The following is a 16098-nucleotide window of genomic DNA, read 5'->3' as shown; positions in this document are numbered from 1 at the left end:
GTCACCCTCCTCACTATTGTATAACCTATATATGTTGATCACGGGCAAGCTCGACTAGAGCCTTTGTAATATTTGTCTTTGTTAATCTACCTATCACTTCTAAACCATCATCTGCGGTCTTTACTACGGGTAGAGCATCGATTTGTTTGTCTATTAATTTCTGCGCAGCATCGAGCAGAAGGTCGTCTTGTTCGCAAATGGTAATGTTAGGCATGCGTGTCATGATGATATGCACAGGAACTGAGGTTAGATCTTGGTTTCCAATGCTTGCACGCAGTAAATCCTTTCTTGAGAGCACGCCGGCTAGATGAGAAGCCTCATTAGTCACAAATAAAGTTCCGACATCCTCAAGAAACATCGTACAGATCGCGTCATATACAGAGACGTCCTCTTCTACTACGATTGGGACAGACTGATATTCCTGCACTTTAAACTTCTTCAGCTTTTCTGTTAACAATTCAGACCCAGTCTTTCCTGTAAAGAAATAACCTACACGAGGTCTCGCGTCCAAGAATCCAGCCATTGTCAAAATGGCCAGATCGGGACGCAAGGTCGCTCGTGTCAAGTTCAATTGGTCCGCTATATTTTCTCCGGTAATAGGTCCGTTATCTTTGACGATTTGAATTATCTGCTCTTGACGGTTGGAGAGTTCCAAACTTTCACCACCCTGATCACGTAATGTGACATACTATTTCATTATTATAGCTCATTTTCAATCCAGGGTAAAAGAAGGAGCCTTAGAATTGTTGTTTCCATTCAATCGCATTTAAATCAGCAAATGCTTTAATGTCCGAGGCTATTTTGTTTAGAAGACTCAATCTATTATTTTTGATTTTCTCATCCTCTGCCATGACCATAGTATAGTCAAAGAACTTGTGGATTGGTTGAGCCAACTGTGCCAAAACTTCAAGAGCACTTGCCGGAACCTCATGATTCAAGGCTTCTACAAAATCTTCATGCACCTCAGAATACGCTTGATAAAGTTCACGCTCTGACTCATTTTCAAATAAATCAGGGTTCACACTATAGCTGTCCGCTTTCTTCGCAAGGTTCAAAACACGGCCCAAGGCTTCATGCACAGGTTTAAAACTTACATCTTGTCGTTTGTCAACTAGTAACTTTGCCTTTTCCAATGTAGTTGGATAAATATGAATGCCATTTGTCAACACTGCTTCCACTACATCTGGATCAATCTGGTCCTCTCGCAGCAAATAAGCAGCTCGCACTCTAAAGAATTCATGAAGATCCTTTCTTATTTCACTCTCTTCTCGAGTCGGCAGCTCCAATTCTTGATAGAACTGATGAACGAGATCGATCAGTTTCTCAACTTCAATCTTCCATCCCTTATTGTTCAGCGTTTGCAAGATTCCAAGAGCCTGCCTTCTCAGTCCGTATGGATCCTGTGATCCAGTAGGAATAATACCAATAGAGATACTTCCGACAATCGTATCTAGTTTGTCTGCAATACTGACGATAGCGCCAATTGTCGTAGATGGGAGTTTACCATTTGCCTGTCTAGGCATGTAATGTTCGTTAATCGCCGCTGCCACTTCTTCATCTTCGCCAAACAGCCGGGCATACTTTTCTCCCATAACACCTTGCAGCTCTGTGAACTCATCGACCATTTGAGTAACAAGATCAAATTTGCATATTTCAGCTGCTCTTTTAGCTTGTTGTTTTTCTCTTTTCCCAAGATCAAGCCACTCGCTGACTTTACTTGTAATGGCGACAACCCGGTTTACTTTATCTGCAAGTGTACCTAGTTCTTCTTGATAAACCATTCTGTTAAGCTTAGCTAGTTTTTCATCAATGGAGCCCTTTTGATCTTCTTCATAAAAGAATTGAGCATCTTTCAACCGTGCTTTTAAGACCTTGTCGTTTCCTTTTGCAACAACATCTAAATGCTGATCGTCACCGTTTCGGACACCAACGAAGTAGGGAAGAAGTTCTCCAGTAGTTGAACGAACAGGGAAGTATCTTTGGTGTTCTTTCATCGATGTGATCAGTGCTTCTTCTGGAACAGCAAGAAACTCCTTGTTGAACTCTCCGCTGAAAGCCGTCGGAAACTCGACTAAATGCGTCACTTCATTTAACAAACCTTCATCGAGTATAAGTTTCCAGTTATTCTCCTTTTCCAGCTCCAACAGTTGCTTTCGAATCTCGTTTTTTCTGTCTTCTACTGATGCCATCACGTACTGATCCTTCAAAGACTCTTCATAATCTTCCGCCTGGGAAAGAGAGAACTGTTCTCCTAAGAAACGATGTCCAAAGGTAATTCGGTCTGTCGACACGTTCTCGATTGAAAAAGGAACCACATCCTCGCCAAACAGAGCAACTATCCAGCGAATTGGACGAATGTAGCGCATTTCGTAACTTCCCCATCTCATATTCTTAGGAAAGTTCAAATCGAGGAAAACAGCACGAAAGTCTTCTAGCAATTCTGACGTCGCTTGTCCTTCGATGAATTTCGTAACATGGACGTATTCTGTGCCTTTGATTTCCTTAAAGTAGATATCGTCTACTTCTTTCCCTTGTCCTTTAGAAAAGCCAATAGCTGCTTTTGTCCAATCACCATTCTCGTCTATCGCGATCTTTTTGGCTGGACCTTTGGCCTCTTCTTCAATGTCTGGCTGCTTCTCAGAGACATCTGAAACTTGCACTGCTAACCTTCGTGGGGTAGCGAAACCTTTAATATCTCCATAGGGAATGCGGTGGTTATCAAACCACGCTTGAGTTTTTGAAACAAGTTGAGTTAAGGCGTCATCGATAAACCTTGCCGGCAGCTCTTCTACACCCAGTTCAAACAAGACCGTTTTATTCATGCTTATCCTCCTCAATTTCAAGCATTGGGAATCCTAGTCGTTCTCTCTCTTCTACATAGGTGTTAGCAATCTTTCTTGCCAAATTTCGAACCCTTGAGATATAGCCGGTTCTTTCCGTTACACTAATGACTCCCTTGGCATCAAGCAGGTTGAATGTATGAGAACACTTAAGAACGTAGTCATAAGCTGGAAATACCAGCCCTTTTTCCATAATTCGTTCGGCTTCTTTTTCATATACTGAGAATAAATTAAAGAGCATTTCTTCATCTGACTCCTCAAATGTGTAGGTGGAATGCTCATATTCAGGCTGCAAGAAAATATCGCCTACGGTCACACCATTCGTCCACTCCAATTCAAACACGTTTTCTTTATCCTGGATGTAAGACGCAAGACGCTCTAAACCATAAGTGATTTCCGCGGAGACCGGACGAGCTTCCAGTCCACCAATTTGCTGGAAATAAGTAAACTGAGTGATTTCCATTCCGTCTAACCAAACTTCCCAGCCTAGGCCTGCAGCTCCTAAGGTTGGGTTTTCCCAGTTATCTTCCACGAAGCGAATATCATGCTTATTAGGGTCAATCCCAAGTGCTCTTAATGAGTCTAAATAAAGTTCCTGAATATTGTCAGGGGATGGTTTCATAATAACTTGGAATTGATGGTGCTGGTAAAGTCTATTAGGATTCTGACCGTATCTGCCATCTGCTGGACGTCTTGATGGTTCCACATAAGCAACGTTCCATGGCTCTGGACCTAGACTGCGCAACAGCGTCATTGGTGACATTGTCCCCGCACCTTTCTCTGTATCATAAGCCTGCATTAGCAGACACCCTTGATCTGACCAATGTTTCTGAAGTGTCAATATCATATTTTGAATATCCATGCGATCCCTCCTTGTTTAGTTGAGAAAAGAGGTAGAAGTACAACAAAAACCCCGTCTCTATGCCTTCGTAGACATAGGGACGGGGTTTCCGCGGTTCCACCCTATTTGCTTCCATATGTAATGGAAGCCGCTTTAAGAATGTTTGCTCCAGAACGCCTTCACCGATCCATAACGCTTGTCTTCCACCGTCACAAGCTCGCTATTGTCCTTGGGAGTCGGTTACTACTTTCCTTCAACACAATGTATTAGTAAGTAATAGAATCATACTGAATTCACAGATCGTTGTCAATCCATTCAATGACTTTGGAACAGTGTAAAGCTAAAGACTAGACCTATTCTTCTTTAAACAAATCAAGCTGCTTTAAGAACTTTCTAGACTTTATAAAATAACCACCATAACGATCATAGTACTCATCAATGATGTGACGCAATAACTTTTTATTTTGCTCTTTCATCGATATTTGGCCGAGCCGTTTGACATCCATATGTAAAAATAATCGTAAAAGCTTTGCAAGGGTTTCACTTAAACCGAAAGCATCTGGATCTCTGTGCTTGCATCGAAAACAGAGAAGCCCTCCTTCACTTAGGGAAAAATTGAAAGGACCTTCTTCTCTTCCACAGTTTGTGCATCGATCGACGATAGGTGCGAAACCTGCTTTTTTAAACAGTTTCAATTCGTACATAAGGGTAAGGATCTCAGCATCTTTTCCTTCATTCATCCACAGCAATGTTTGTAAAAATTGTTCATAGACAAAAGGATCCGGTTGTTTTTCATCGATCAGTTTATCTGTCATTTCAGCCAAATAGGAAGCATAAGCAGTTTTGACGATATCCTCTCGTATAGAGCGAAGGGAAGATATCATTTCCCCTTGGCTCAAGGAGCCCAATCCGGACCCTATCTGAATGAGATACATTCCATGGATAAAAGGTTGAGTCACCGATGACATGCGGCTTTTCGGCTTTTTGGCACCTCGTGCCATTACACCGATTTTACCCTTCTCTCTCGTCATCAAGGTGACTATTTTGTGTGTTTCTCCATAATCCCTTGTACGGATAACAATGCCTTCAATCTTTTCTAACAAAGCGTTCACCTGCTTCTGATGTTACAAATTCAGATCTTCTGAAGACTCTGGTTCAGGTGAGGAAATTTGTGTTTCACGAGACTGCTGATCTTGAGACTCCAATTCTTTCATCAATAAATAGCTCTCAATACTGCCTGTTTGTCTGAACATATTCCATGAAAGCTTATCGAGCACAAGAAACACCGCCTTTCGTATAATCATTTCAAAGTGTAGTGATTATGATCTTAGAATGCTTCCTCACACTGAATTCATAAGTCTTAAATTTTTCCAGATGTTAATATTCGTCCTCACGATAACCAAAATCACTGAGTTGAATTTGCTTATTTCTCCAATCTTTTTGGACCTTAACCCATAGTTCCAAATAGACTTTACTGCCTAGTAAAGATTCGATATCCTTTCTCGCTCGTTTCCCAATTTCTTTGAGCATGCTTCCTTGTTTTCCGATAATAATTCCTTTTTGGGATTTACGCTCAACAATGATAGCTGCTTGGATATAGACGGCATTTGAATTGTCCCTTGGTTCAATTCCCTCAATAACAACCGCGATGGAATGTGGAATTTCTTCTCTAGTCAGATGCAGGACTTTTTCACGGATGAATTCACTAATGACAAACCGTTCAGGATGATCTGTGATTTGATCCTCTGGATAAAACTGTGGCCCCTCAGGCAAGTGACTTTTAAGAACCTGGAGAAGGTTATCGACATTGTTCCCTTCTAATGCTGAAATAGGAACAATCTCTTCAAAGTCAAGCTTTTCCTTGTAGTGCTCAATTAGGGGAAGCAGCTGATCAGGATGAACTTTATCAATTTTATTAATGATAAGGAAAACTGGCTGTTCCACTCTCTGTAATCGATCAAGAATAAATTGATCTCCTCGTCCATAACCTTCTTCTGCATTAATCATAAATAAAACCGCATCTACTTCATTTAATGTGTTTTCAGCTACATTGACCATATAATCGCCAAGTTTGTGTTTCGGCTTATGAATACCAGGTGTATCGATAAAAATGATTTGAGAATCTTTGTCTGTCATGACACCCTGGATCTTATTTCTTGTTGTTTGGGGCTTATCACTCATAATGGCGATCTTTTCACCAATTACACGATTCATAAATGTTGATTTTCCAACATTCGGTCTGCCTACAATCGTTACAAAGCCCGATTTAAATTCTTCGGTCATAGATGTTCCTCCAATGATTACTTCATGTTACGCTCAATTTCATTTTACTACAAAACCATAGGACTTTCATTTGTTTAGAATAACTTTGAGCCAAAGATGAGAACAGCGATTATGACAGATGCTGCACTTGCAAGTAAGACGGCTCCCGCTGCTATATCCTTGATTAACCCTGCCATTGGATTCAGTTCAGGGGCAAGGTAATCAAGTAAAAGTTCAATGCTAGAATTAACCATCTCTAATGTCAAAACCAACGTGATTATCAGAGCAATGACAGCCCACTCTATTGGAGTCAAGCCTATCATCAGACCAGCGGCTAAGGCTGCTACCGCAGCCACCAAATGAAAGCGGAAATTCCTCTCTGTTTTATACACCTGTTTCAAGCCGTTCATGGCATAACGGAAGCCTATAGACTTCTTCTTTTTACGACCTTTGTAATCCGAATTCATGAAGGATTTCCTCTTGTCTATTGAACATTTCTTTTTCATCTTCATCATTCAAATGGTCATATCCAAGCAGGTGTAAGAATCCATGAAGAGCTAAAAATCCAAGCTCTCTTTCAAGAGTATGTCCATAATCTTCTGCCTGTTCTTTAGCTTTATCGATTGAAATGATAATATCTCCTAACATAAGAGGCATATCTTCACTTAAGATTTTCGTTTCTCCTTCTCCTTCTTCTTGCATGGCAAACGAAATGACATCTGTCGGTTGATCCTTTTGTCGGTAGTTCCGATTAATTTCCTGAATTTCCTTATTGTCCACAAAACTTATCGACACTTCGCCATTTTCCTTAACCCCTTCTTTTTCAGCTGCAAATAGAATAATACGTTGAATAAGATCTACAAATGCTTCATCTACTGAATTAGTTTCATCTTGAAAATCAATTTGAATCATTATTTAGCCTCCTTCACCAAAGTTTTTGCATCAGGGTACTTTATTCTTGAATGGAAGATGCCATTTAGTGTTTCACAAATAGCCTGCTCTAAAACCTTTAATTGTTTTAGAGTGAGATCGCATTCCTCGAACTGCCCGTCCAACAGCCTGTTCTCAATAATCCCGTGGGCGATTTGTTTAATTTTTTCCTCAGTTGGTTCGTCTAATGAACGGACAGCCGCTTCTACTGAATCGCATATATTAACAATCGCAGCTTCTATGGTCTGTGGTTTCGGGCCTGGATAGCGATATTCACTTTCCTCTACATGCTTTGATTCATGTTTAGCTTGGTAATAAAAGTATTTTAAAAGCGTTGTGCCATGATGCTGTTCTGCAATAGCTACAATTTCTTTCGGAATCTTTTTTTCCTTTAATAATTTTGCCCCATCATAGGGGTGTGCGATAATGATTTCAGCACTTTGTGCAGGGTCTAAGAAATCGTGAGGGTTTCTCATTCCCATTTGGTTCTCAATAAAGTAATTAGGTCTTATCGTTTTTCCTAAATCGTGATAATAGGAAGCAACTCGAGCCAATAAACCATTCGCTCCGATTGATTCACAGGCGGCTTCACTCAAGTTTGCGACCATCACACTGTGGTGATAAGTACCAGGAGCTTCCACTAAAATCTTTCGAAGTAAGGGGTGATTAGGATTTGAGAGGTTTAGTAATTGCTGGTCTGACAAGATCCCAAAGCCTGTTTCGATAAGCGGAAGCACACCAAGTGTCAACACCACTGAAAAGAATGCCGCTAAAGCTCCATATCCTATAAATGTGCTCCATTCTACCCATGAATATCTTTCGAAAGAAATGAATGAAAAGAACGTAATCATGCATATATTGATAAAAGCAATACCTGCACCAGCCCTCACAACAGCTGAACGATCTTTATAATGAACGAGAAAAATAATACCAGCAAGTTGTGACATCAACGTGTAAATCCCCGCTTGAGCGTTTAGAACACCAGCGATCTGTCCGTTAAATAGCAGACAAGCCATCAACGCGAAAACGATCGACATAACCATGGCCAAACGCTCATCACATAACAGTTTAATTAGCATCGCCCCTGCAGCAGCAGGTAAAAGAAAATAATAAGGTTGATCAATTGTGACAAATAAACTGCAAACTTTCATTACTAGTAGTGTGAACGCCGAAATGACTGCAAGAACTCCGATATGTCGCATTGTCATATTCCTTTTTCTTGCTTTTAAGCTTTCATAAATAACAACACAAGCAAGCAAACCACAAAATAAAACTAGACCGAGCATTGGCCAGCCGTTCTTGTGATCGGATAATAGCCCCGTTAATTGCAGTTCCTCCATAACTTCATTTGTGAGTGTAGAACCTTGAGTAACGATTACTTCACCGGACCGAATCAATACGGGGTCTACTCCTGCGGCCGCCTTTTTCCTAGCTTCCTGCGTACGTTCAGCATCAAAAAATGCATTTTCGACCAGAGCGAATTTCCCTAAATCAGTCGTCGCTTGTTTAACTGGATCAGGTAGAGAAGAATATTGAACCTTCAAATCAATGGTGCGCTCCGCTTCCTCAATACCTTCAGACCTTAATCCTTCGCTAAAAGCGCTCTTTAAAGAAGTTAGAAGAAGTGATTCTGCATTCTCCAATTCTTTTGTATCCGCTCTCAAAAATGCTTCAAATATTCCTTCAGGAAGCTCTTGAGCTACTTCTTCAGGTAAATAGGACTTTAAAGTAACAAGGTCCTCTTCTAATGACACATTTTCTTCTGTAGGGCTTTTCACTTCATTAATACCAGAGAACACCTCAGAAATTATCTCAGTTCTTTCCGCTTCAATATTTTTGGAGATTGTATAGCGGTCCTCGACTGCTTGTGTGGCTTCTCTTATAAGTTCTTCCGTTTTTCTTTCATTTTCCACTGTAAAGGGGGCACGTATCGTCTCAGGGGCAGGACTGTACTTCTCTAAATTATATGTAGGGGTGTAAATATTCGAAAGGGACAAAAAGAAAAAGAGCGTAACAATCCCAACTGAAAGAATAAATAGCAAAGTTCTTTCACGGTAAATAGTTAGATTAGTAAAGAATTCGCTTAATCTTTTCAAGTCCCCACCCTCTTTAGCTATTTATTCCTCATGAAACCAATAAATAAGACCCAAACTCTTGGGCCTTAAGCATCGTCACCTTCGTAAGCATCAATAATTCTTTGTACGAGCGGGTGTCTGACAACATCTGATTGATCTAAATGAATAAATTGTGAACCTTTTACATGTTTAAGACGTTCCTCTGCAACCTTCAGTCCTGACTTTACTCCTCTAGGCAGATCCACTTGGGTAATGTCGCCTGTAATAATCATTTTAGATCCAAAGCCTAGACGAGTTAAGAACATTTTCATTTGCTCCGGTGTAGTATTTTGAGCTTCGTCTAAAATCGCAAAGGCATCATCTAGAGTACGCCCTCTCATGTAAGCTAATGGAGCAATCTCAATCGTTCCCCTGTCAATCAGGCGAGCCGTGTGTTCTGCCCCGAACAAATCATGAAGTGAGTCATAAAGAGGACGTAAATATGGATCCACCTTTTCTTTCAAATCTCCAGGAAGGAAACCTAAACTCTCTCCAGCTTCTACAGCAGGACGTGTCAAAATAATTCGTTTTACGTCCCCGTTTTTCAAAGCGTTGACCGCCATTACGACTGCCAAATATGTTTTTCCAGTACCAGCAGGTCCTATACCAAATACAAGGTCATTCTTCTTTATAGCCGATACATAACTTCTCTGTCCAAGTGTTTTAACACGTATAGATTTTCCTTTAGTATTTCTAGTAATTTCATCTTCAAATAAAGCTTCAAATTGATTGATTTTACCTTTTTTCGCAAGCTCCACCGCGTACACGACATCACGTTCGGTGATGGTTAAACCTTTACGAATAATTGCCAGCACAGACATAAGAATGCCTTCAACCAATTGGACATGCTCTGCCGGCCCGGAGACACGAACTTGTTCTCCACGGGAAATGATGGTCACTTTTAGCTGCTCTTCTATCTGTTTTAGGTTTCTATCTTCAGTCCCAAAAAGGGCTAACGCTTCTGTTGTGTTATCTAACTGAATGTCAATGGTTTTTAAATCTTCTGGCATACTCAATCTCCTTGGCTTATATACTTGGTCACTGCTATGTTTTCATGAACCTTAAATAAAAGGATTAATTTTACTTTACCATTCTCATTCCGATGGTGCAAAACTTTTTGTCCCTTGATCTTGGAGTCTTTAGAGAGGTACTGCTGCAAGCTCTGTGCAGCGTTCTGAACACCTATTTTCTCTAATTCTTTTTTAGTACCTTCAAGCGTCTGCATATCTATTTTGTAATGGCTTAAGGTTAGCAGCTGAACAGGCATTTCTTTATTTAACATTTTCCATTTTGTTGTTTGAGTCTCTTCTCTGAAATTTCCTTCTTTTCCTTTCCACCATCCCCATACAGGAATTTCAAGAGAGCCTATGCGAAGAGAGTATTGATTTTCTACCTCTCCATTGGTAAGTTGAAGAACTTGTTTTAAAGGCAGATGTTGTTCAACTTTGTACCATGTTTCTGCTATAACTTCTCCTTCAGCATGAACGAAAGTATCTTCATCTTCGACAAGCACGCCTGTAGCGAGAGGCTGCCCTTTCTTTACTACATCGTACACATTGACGAGAGGCCGTCCTTTTTTAATGAACGCTTTAACAATCATTCCTTTTTTGGCAGCGACCAGATTAGATGGCCGATTGTTCTTATCCGTATCATGAATCGTTTTCTCCACTCCGTACAGTTGATAGCTCGTCCCCTGTTTTTTCACTCCAACCCAGAGAAGATCGGGAATGTCATTTAACAATTTACTTTGGATCTCATTCGGATCATTCATTCCTATAGTGAGTTTTCCAGGAGACACACCATAGCTCTTCAATTTGCTCTCTACATTTGCTTCTAATTCAGGAGTTAAGCCATCAACCTTGATTGACCATAAGGTATTTGATAATAAGAAAATGAAGATGACACCAATGATAAAAGCTATTACTAGAGAAGTTTTGTTTAGCATTTGCTTATATAGAAAAGGAATACCTTTTCCGTCGACGATTGAAAGCTTTATCCTGTATTTTCTTCTTAATTGGCGATAGATTGTCCATTCGTTTAAACGAATGGACATTAAAATTTCATCTTCACTGATTCTTTGCATATTTGTAATTTGGCAGCCTCTTCTTGTACAAGCCTGCAGGAAAGGTTCAATCAATTTTCCTCGGACACGAACGGTCATGATTCCTTTAAAGAAATCATGTTGATTTCCCATCCCTTCACCTCCGGTTATTATGAATTAGGCAAAAATTCCACTGATTTCAGTTCTCCTTCTAACAACAATTCTTCCTTTAACATCATTTTTATTCCAAGGTCTTTTCCTATAATCTTGACCTGTCCTTGCTTATATTGAATTCTTATCTCCCTATCTGAAAAGTGTACAAGGCCTGTGTGATTTTCTATGTAAAAGTGTATGGATCCAATAGTCGTAATCCTAGGTAGGTCGAGCATGACATCTGATGGTAAATCGAAATAGCGAGCGATCCAAGAACGGATGTTGTGTTGCCATTTAGTCATACGCCTTCCCCCTCTCTTTTTATTTATACGAAAAACGCACGAATTGTATCACTACAATTCGTGCGTTTCGATTATCTTTTTCTAGGATGAGAGCTATGAGGTTTATGCGCCCGAGGTCGACCGAGTATCTCAGCCATGACAATCCCTTCCGCGAGACGTTTTTTATCCCATTTTCGACTTTCTCCCCATCCATCCATAGAGATCTGCTTATTTTGTTTTTCAGAATTTGTAGTTCTTTGCATTAAACTGTGAACGTCTTTCTTAGGCGTTTCATAAGTGAAGTTATGTTGAGCATCTTCTTGTTTCTGGCGATGATCAGAAACTTCATCCAAACGCCTTTGTTTCTCTTCATAGTAATCCTTCAGTCGATCTTTACTCGATTTCGTGTCCATTCGTTCGGTAGTAGTCTGCGACGTCGTCCCTTGTGCAGGTCTTTGAGGTTCTGATGATGGTTCAGATAATGGTCCAGAGCGCGGAGAACCCATTGGACGCTGCTTACGATCCTCATCTTTTGTCATTCCGCTGAACCAGCTGATTAAGCCTCCGATGATTGCAGCAACGATCAAAAAATTACTGAATATCAGATCGAGAAGATCTCCCATATCCATTCTCCTTTACATGGAAGTGGAAGGTTAACTTTCTTCCCCTTCACTATTTTCATCGCCTGACATTTTACCAAGCGTATTTCTCATATCCGTATCTGCATTAATGTTCTGATAATTCATATAGTCCATTACACCCATTTTACCTGTACGCAATGCCTCGGCAAGAGCTTGAGGTACTTGAGCTTCCGCTTCGACCACTTTCGCCTGCATTTCTTGTACACGGGCACGCATTTCTTGTTCTTGGGCGATCGCCATAGCTCTGCGTTCTTCAGCTTTCGCTTGAGCGATATTTTTATCTGCTTCCGCCTGGTCAGTCTGAAGGATCGCACCGATGTTCTTACCGATGTCGATGTCAGCAATATCAATCGAAAGGATTTCAAATGCAGTCCCTGCATCCAAACCTTTCCCTAGAACGTTTTGTGAAATAAGATCAGGGTTTTCCAAAACTTTATTATGGTTCGTGCTCGAACCGATGGTGGATACAATTCCTTCACCTACACGAGCGATGACAGTATCTTCACCGGCACCACCCACTAAACGGTCGATATTCGCGCGTACCGTGATTCGCGCTTTAGCTTTCACTTCAATTCCGTCCATCGCTACACCTGCGATGAATGGTGTTTCAATTACTTTAGGATTCACACTCATTTGAACTGCTTCTAGCACATCTCGGCCTGCGAGGTCAATGGCAGCAGCACGTTCAAAACTTAGCTCAATGTTCGCACGCTGAGCAGCAATCAATGCATTTACGACTCGGTCTACATTACCACCAGCTAAATAGTGGCTTTCTAATTGGTTCGTATCTACATTCACACCCGCTTTATGTGCTTTGATCAACGGGTTGATGACTCTAGACGGAATGACTCGTCTTAAACGCATTCCAACAAGCGTGAAAATGTTTATTTTCACACCAGCAGCGAGCGCACTGATCCAAAGCATAACTGGAATGAACGTAAATAGTACAGCTAATACGATAATGATAATACCGATGATAATCAACGGCATAAGTTCTTGCAACGTCATTTCGTTTCCTCCTCATGTGTATCAGTTTTCATTTCTCTTACTACAATTCTTGAACCTTCCGTTTTCACAACCTTCACCGGATGATTTGCTGAAATGAAACCACCCTCGGTGACGACATCCAACCGTTTCCCATCAAAATCTGCCGTTCCAGCAGGTCTTAAAGGAGTGAGCGTTGTCCCTTCCATACCGATAAGTTCAAGGCGATTCGCTGTAGACACATACCCTTTTTCGGAGGTTGTGGCATCGTTTAAGATAATGTGGCGGAAAAACCCTCTTTCCAACCCAACTACTTTGAATAGGATGATCGACACGACAATTGTTACGATCAACGCAATTCCAATACTCATTGCCATATGTCCCATATCTGCTGAAGAGAGCATAAGCGAGGCCACAATGGCTACTATCCCGGCAATCCCTGCTATACCTCCTGGTAAGAAAAACTCCGCAACTACGAGCCCTATACCGAGTATGAGCAAAATAATCGCCTCGTAACCAGCCAGACCTGCTACGATATGACCATAAAAGAACAATACTAATGATAACACTCCCATAATTCCGGGTATTCCAAAGCCAGGGGAGTATAACTCTACAATTAGACCTAAACTAGCTACTGATAATAAGATAGGAATAACAATTGGATCTGTTAAAAATCTCGCAAGGTTCTCGGCTAAAGTCGGCTGTTCTTCGATAACCTTAGCATCGGAAAGGTTCAGTTCACTAAGTAATTCTGTGCGATCTTCGACAATTCCTTCCGCATAACCTACTTCTTCGGCATCTGTCGGCCCTAGTGTCAAAAATTCACCTTCCGCTGCCCCATATTTCGGAAGATCGACACTGCTATCAGCCATAGCCCTCGCATACAACGGATCACGACCATTAGACTCTGCTGCTGCAACCATGGCAGAAATCCACGCAGACTGCGCTTTTTTATCTGCCGCAGTACCATCAGAATTGATGACCCCTGAAGCTCCCATTGTTGCTTGAGGTTTCATATAGATTTGTTCAGCATTCAACGCAATGTAGGAACCTGCAGAGTAAGCACGACTTGTTATAAAAGCAGTGTTCGGAATGTCCAGACCTTGAAAAATTTCTCCAATTTCTCCTGCAGCATCGACCCGACCGCCAGGAGTATCGATCTCAAAGATGATATGATCTGCACCATTTTCAGCAGCTTCTTCGGTCGTCCGTTCTAAGAACGCAGCCATTCCTCGTTCGACTGTTTCCTTAACAGGTATGATATAGACTTGCTTTCCTTCTCCTGCTGCATTGGCAGACGATGAATACTGGAGAAGAGAAAAAGCAGCGGTTACAAGAATAAGCAAACCTAAGATTAACCTGCTGTATGAGCGCTTCACGAACGATCACCTCCTTATAGGATAGCTTACCCACGCAATACTAGTTATACGATATATATCTACATTTGGTTTCAAAATTTTTCGCACAAAGTTTATGTAATGTAATGAATCGGCAATTAAAAAGCATTGGCGTTATCTTTATATTATAATTTTCTATTTAATATAAAAAGACCTCCCTACGGAAGAGAGGTCTTTTAGTTTAAGATAATTGCTGAAGTACAAGCTTATTGACTTTGGAGCCATCAGCTTTGCCTTTGATTTTAGGCATTACAGCGCTCATGACCTTACCCATGTCAGCTTTGGAAGTCGCTCCTACTTCTTCAATCGTTTCTTGTACGATTTCTTCAAGTTCTTCATTTGTCAGCTGTTTCGGCATGTATACTTGCAAAATCTCGATTTCTTGCTCGAGTTCTTCTACAAGGTCTTCACGTCCAGCTTCTTTGAATTCTTGGAGGGAATCTTTCCTCTGCTTTACCTCACGAGATAAAACAGTCATTTCTTCTTCTTCAGATAATGAGTCTTTCCCCAGCTTTATGGCTTCATTCTGAAATGAAGCTCTGACCATGCGAATCGTAGACAATCGTTTTTTGTCACGTGCCTTCATAGCTGTTTTCATATCCTGGGTGAGACGTTCCGTAATAGTCATCTCATTCAACACCCTCTTAAATTACTTGCGCTTTCTAGCCGCCTCAGACTTTTTCTTACGGCGTACGCTAGGCTTATCGTAATATTCACGCTTACGATATTCAGCTAATGTACCACTTTTTGATACACCGCGCTTAAAGCGACGAAGAGCATCTTCAAGAGACTCGTTTTTACGAACGCGAGTTGTATTTGACATGCAATTTCCCTCCCTCCGAAGCAAAAAAACTGTTTCTCTCGTATGGGAACCTCCCATACCTTTGACAATTATATTATATGGTTTAGGTGTGGTCAACTTTTTTATGATGGATTGGGTCAGGAAATTCCTTTTTTCACACAATTGGCCTGCTTTTAATAAGTAGATCTACCTAAATACAGAGGTATTTCCAACCGTTTAATATCAGGCAGTCCATTCGGTAAAAAGAGTTCTTCATCATAGTAGCATTGCTGAATGTCACCTATTACCCAATCATGATCCCCCGTCGGAACAATTTGATGTACAGTACATTCATAAGCCAAGTACGCATCACTAAGTAAAGGGGAACTCTCATCTTCTTGAAACCATCTCTGATTAAATGTACCTGTTTTACTTAATTTTGCTCCTGTTTCTGTCCCGCTTTACTGAATAAATGCAGTTTCTTTGAATGGCAAAAAATTAATTGTAAAACGCCCTGTATGAACTACTTTATCATATGTAAATCTTTGACGGCCTATAGCCACCCCATACATCGGAGGTGCCATCGATATATACGCATGCCATCCAGCTGCCATAAACGTAGGTCCATCTTCCGCCATAACTCCAACAACGGCTACCATACTTGGATAACTGTGCATTTTCACATAATCCTGTTTCCTCATGGTTCACCCCTTCCCTTCAAAAATTATTATATCATGAGTACAACAATGCAACCGTTTTGCGAACCCTCACATACATCTTACAAGCGATGGGATCGGATAGCTTTTTACACAAAGTCTATTGACTTAAGGACG

The 16098-nt window shown here is 40.9% G+C and carries 17 protein-coding genes, 1 pseudogene and 1 other annotated feature; all 18 genes and pseudogenes read right to left on the bottom strand.

Annotation, left to right across the window (positions count from 1 at the left end; all coding sequences use genetic code 11):
• Window positions 1–25: 25 nt before the first annotated feature.
• The 18 genes and pseudogenes from ccpN to ACRYKC_RS13325 all read right to left on the bottom strand — a co-directional run bounded on the left by ccpN (window position 26) and on the right by ACRYKC_RS13325 (window position 15942).
• Entirely contained in the window at window positions 26–655 is a 630-nt protein-coding gene (gene ccpN, locus ACRYKC_RS13410) for a transcriptional regulator CcpN (protein WP_433807234.1), read from the bottom strand.
• 82 nt (window positions 656–737) lie between these two features.
• Window positions 738–2822: a glycine--tRNA ligase subunit beta gene (glyS, locus tag ACRYKC_RS13405; protein WP_433807233.1), complete on the bottom strand. Its 2085-nt coding sequence runs from the start codon at window positions 2820–2822 to the stop codon at window positions 738–740.
• Window positions 2815–3702, bottom strand: coding sequence for a glycine--tRNA ligase subunit alpha (gene glyQ, locus ACRYKC_RS13400; protein WP_433807232.1), 888 nt, complete (start codon window positions 3700–3702; stop codon window positions 2815–2817). The genes glyS and glyQ overlap by 8 nt, the downstream gene beginning before the upstream one ends.
• Window positions 3703–3774: 72 nt before the next feature.
• Window positions 3775–3947: a binding site (T-box leader), on the bottom strand.
• An 87-nt stretch (window positions 3948–4034) separates the two neighbouring features.
• Complete coding sequence (gene recO, locus ACRYKC_RS13395; RefSeq protein WP_433807231.1) at window positions 4035–4784, bottom strand: DNA repair protein RecO; 750 nt, start codon at window positions 4782–4784, stop codon at window positions 4035–4037.
• Between the two features lie 21 nt (window positions 4785–4805).
• On the bottom strand, window positions 4806–4934 hold the full coding sequence (locus ACRYKC_RS13390; protein WP_433807230.1) for a YqzL family protein: 129 nt from the start codon (window positions 4932–4934) through the stop codon (window positions 4806–4808).
• Between the two features lie 124 nt (window positions 4935–5058).
• Window positions 5059–5964: a GTPase Era gene (gene era / locus ACRYKC_RS13385; protein ID WP_433807229.1), complete on the bottom strand. Its 906-nt coding sequence runs from the start codon at window positions 5962–5964 to the stop codon at window positions 5059–5061.
• Between the two features lie 74 nt (window positions 5965–6038).
• The gene (locus ACRYKC_RS13380; protein ID WP_433807228.1) at window positions 6039–6410 is read right to left on the bottom strand and encodes a diacylglycerol kinase family protein; all 372 of its coding nucleotides are present in this window, start codon (window positions 6408–6410) and stop codon (window positions 6039–6041) included.
• Window positions 6385–6858, bottom strand: a complete 474-nt coding sequence (gene ybeY, locus ACRYKC_RS13375; protein ID WP_433807469.1) for an rRNA maturation RNase YbeY — start codon at window positions 6856–6858, stop codon at window positions 6385–6387. The genes ACRYKC_RS13380 and ybeY overlap by 26 nt, the downstream gene beginning before the upstream one ends.
• Window positions 6855–8969 carry an HD family phosphohydrolase gene (locus ACRYKC_RS13370; RefSeq protein WP_433807227.1) on the bottom strand — a complete coding sequence of 705 codons (2115 nt, stop codon included), beginning with the start codon at window positions 8967–8969 and terminating at the stop codon, window positions 6855–6857. The genes ybeY and ACRYKC_RS13370 overlap by 4 nt, the downstream gene beginning before the upstream one ends.
• Before the next feature lie 65 nt (window positions 8970–9034).
• Window positions 9035–9997, bottom strand: coding sequence for a PhoH family protein (locus tag ACRYKC_RS13365; protein ID WP_085029498.1), 963 nt, complete (start codon window positions 9995–9997; stop codon window positions 9035–9037).
• A 2-nt stretch (window positions 9998–9999) separates the two neighbouring features.
• The gene (gene yqfD, locus ACRYKC_RS13360) at window positions 10000–11181 is read right to left on the bottom strand and encodes a sporulation protein YqfD (protein ID WP_433807226.1); all 1182 of its coding nucleotides are present in this window, start codon (window positions 11179–11181) and stop codon (window positions 10000–10002) included.
• A 17-nt stretch (window positions 11182–11198) separates the two neighbouring features.
• Window positions 11199–11483 carry a sporulation protein YqfC gene (yqfC, locus tag ACRYKC_RS13355; protein WP_433807225.1) on the bottom strand — a complete coding sequence of 95 codons (285 nt, stop codon included), beginning with the start codon at window positions 11481–11483 and terminating at the stop codon, window positions 11199–11201.
• A 71-nt stretch (window positions 11484–11554) separates the two neighbouring features.
• Window positions 11555–12085 carry a hypothetical protein gene (locus tag ACRYKC_RS13350; protein ID WP_433807224.1) on the bottom strand — a complete coding sequence of 177 codons (531 nt, stop codon included), beginning with the start codon at window positions 12083–12085 and terminating at the stop codon, window positions 11555–11557.
• Window positions 12086–12115: 30 nt separating this feature from the next.
• Window positions 12116–13111, bottom strand: coding sequence for a flotillin-like protein FloA (floA, locus tag ACRYKC_RS13345; protein ID WP_433807223.1), 996 nt, complete (start codon window positions 13109–13111; stop codon window positions 12116–12118).
• Window positions 13108–14427, bottom strand: coding sequence for an NfeD family protein (locus tag ACRYKC_RS13340; RefSeq protein WP_433807467.1), 1320 nt, complete (start codon window positions 14425–14427; stop codon window positions 13108–13110). The genes floA and ACRYKC_RS13340 overlap by 4 nt, the downstream gene beginning before the upstream one ends.
• A 238-nt stretch (window positions 14428–14665) precedes the next feature.
• Window positions 14666–15112 (bottom strand): GatB/YqeY domain-containing protein, encoded by a 447-nt coding sequence (locus ACRYKC_RS13335; protein ID WP_433807222.1) that lies wholly within the window; start codon window positions 15110–15112, stop codon window positions 14666–14668.
• A gap of 21 nt (window positions 15113–15133) precedes the next feature.
• Window positions 15134–15307, bottom strand: a complete 174-nt coding sequence (gene rpsU / locus ACRYKC_RS13330) for a 30S ribosomal protein S21 (protein WP_035546781.1) — start codon at window positions 15305–15307, stop codon at window positions 15134–15136.
• Between the two features lie 152 nt (window positions 15308–15459).
• Window positions 15460–15942 (bottom strand): annotated as a pseudogene (locus tag ACRYKC_RS13325) (flavin reductase family protein).
• Window positions 15943–16098: the final 156 nt, after the last annotated feature.

Origin of the sequence: Halobacillus sp. A1-3 (assembly GCF_050971765.1) — a bacterium.
GTDB classification, from domain to species: domain Bacteria; phylum Bacillota; class Bacilli; order Bacillales; family Halobacillaceae; genus Halobacillus; species Halobacillus mangrovi_B.
Note: the sequence above shows the minus strand (reverse complement) of the source record. Positions and strands in the feature narration are given on the sequence as shown.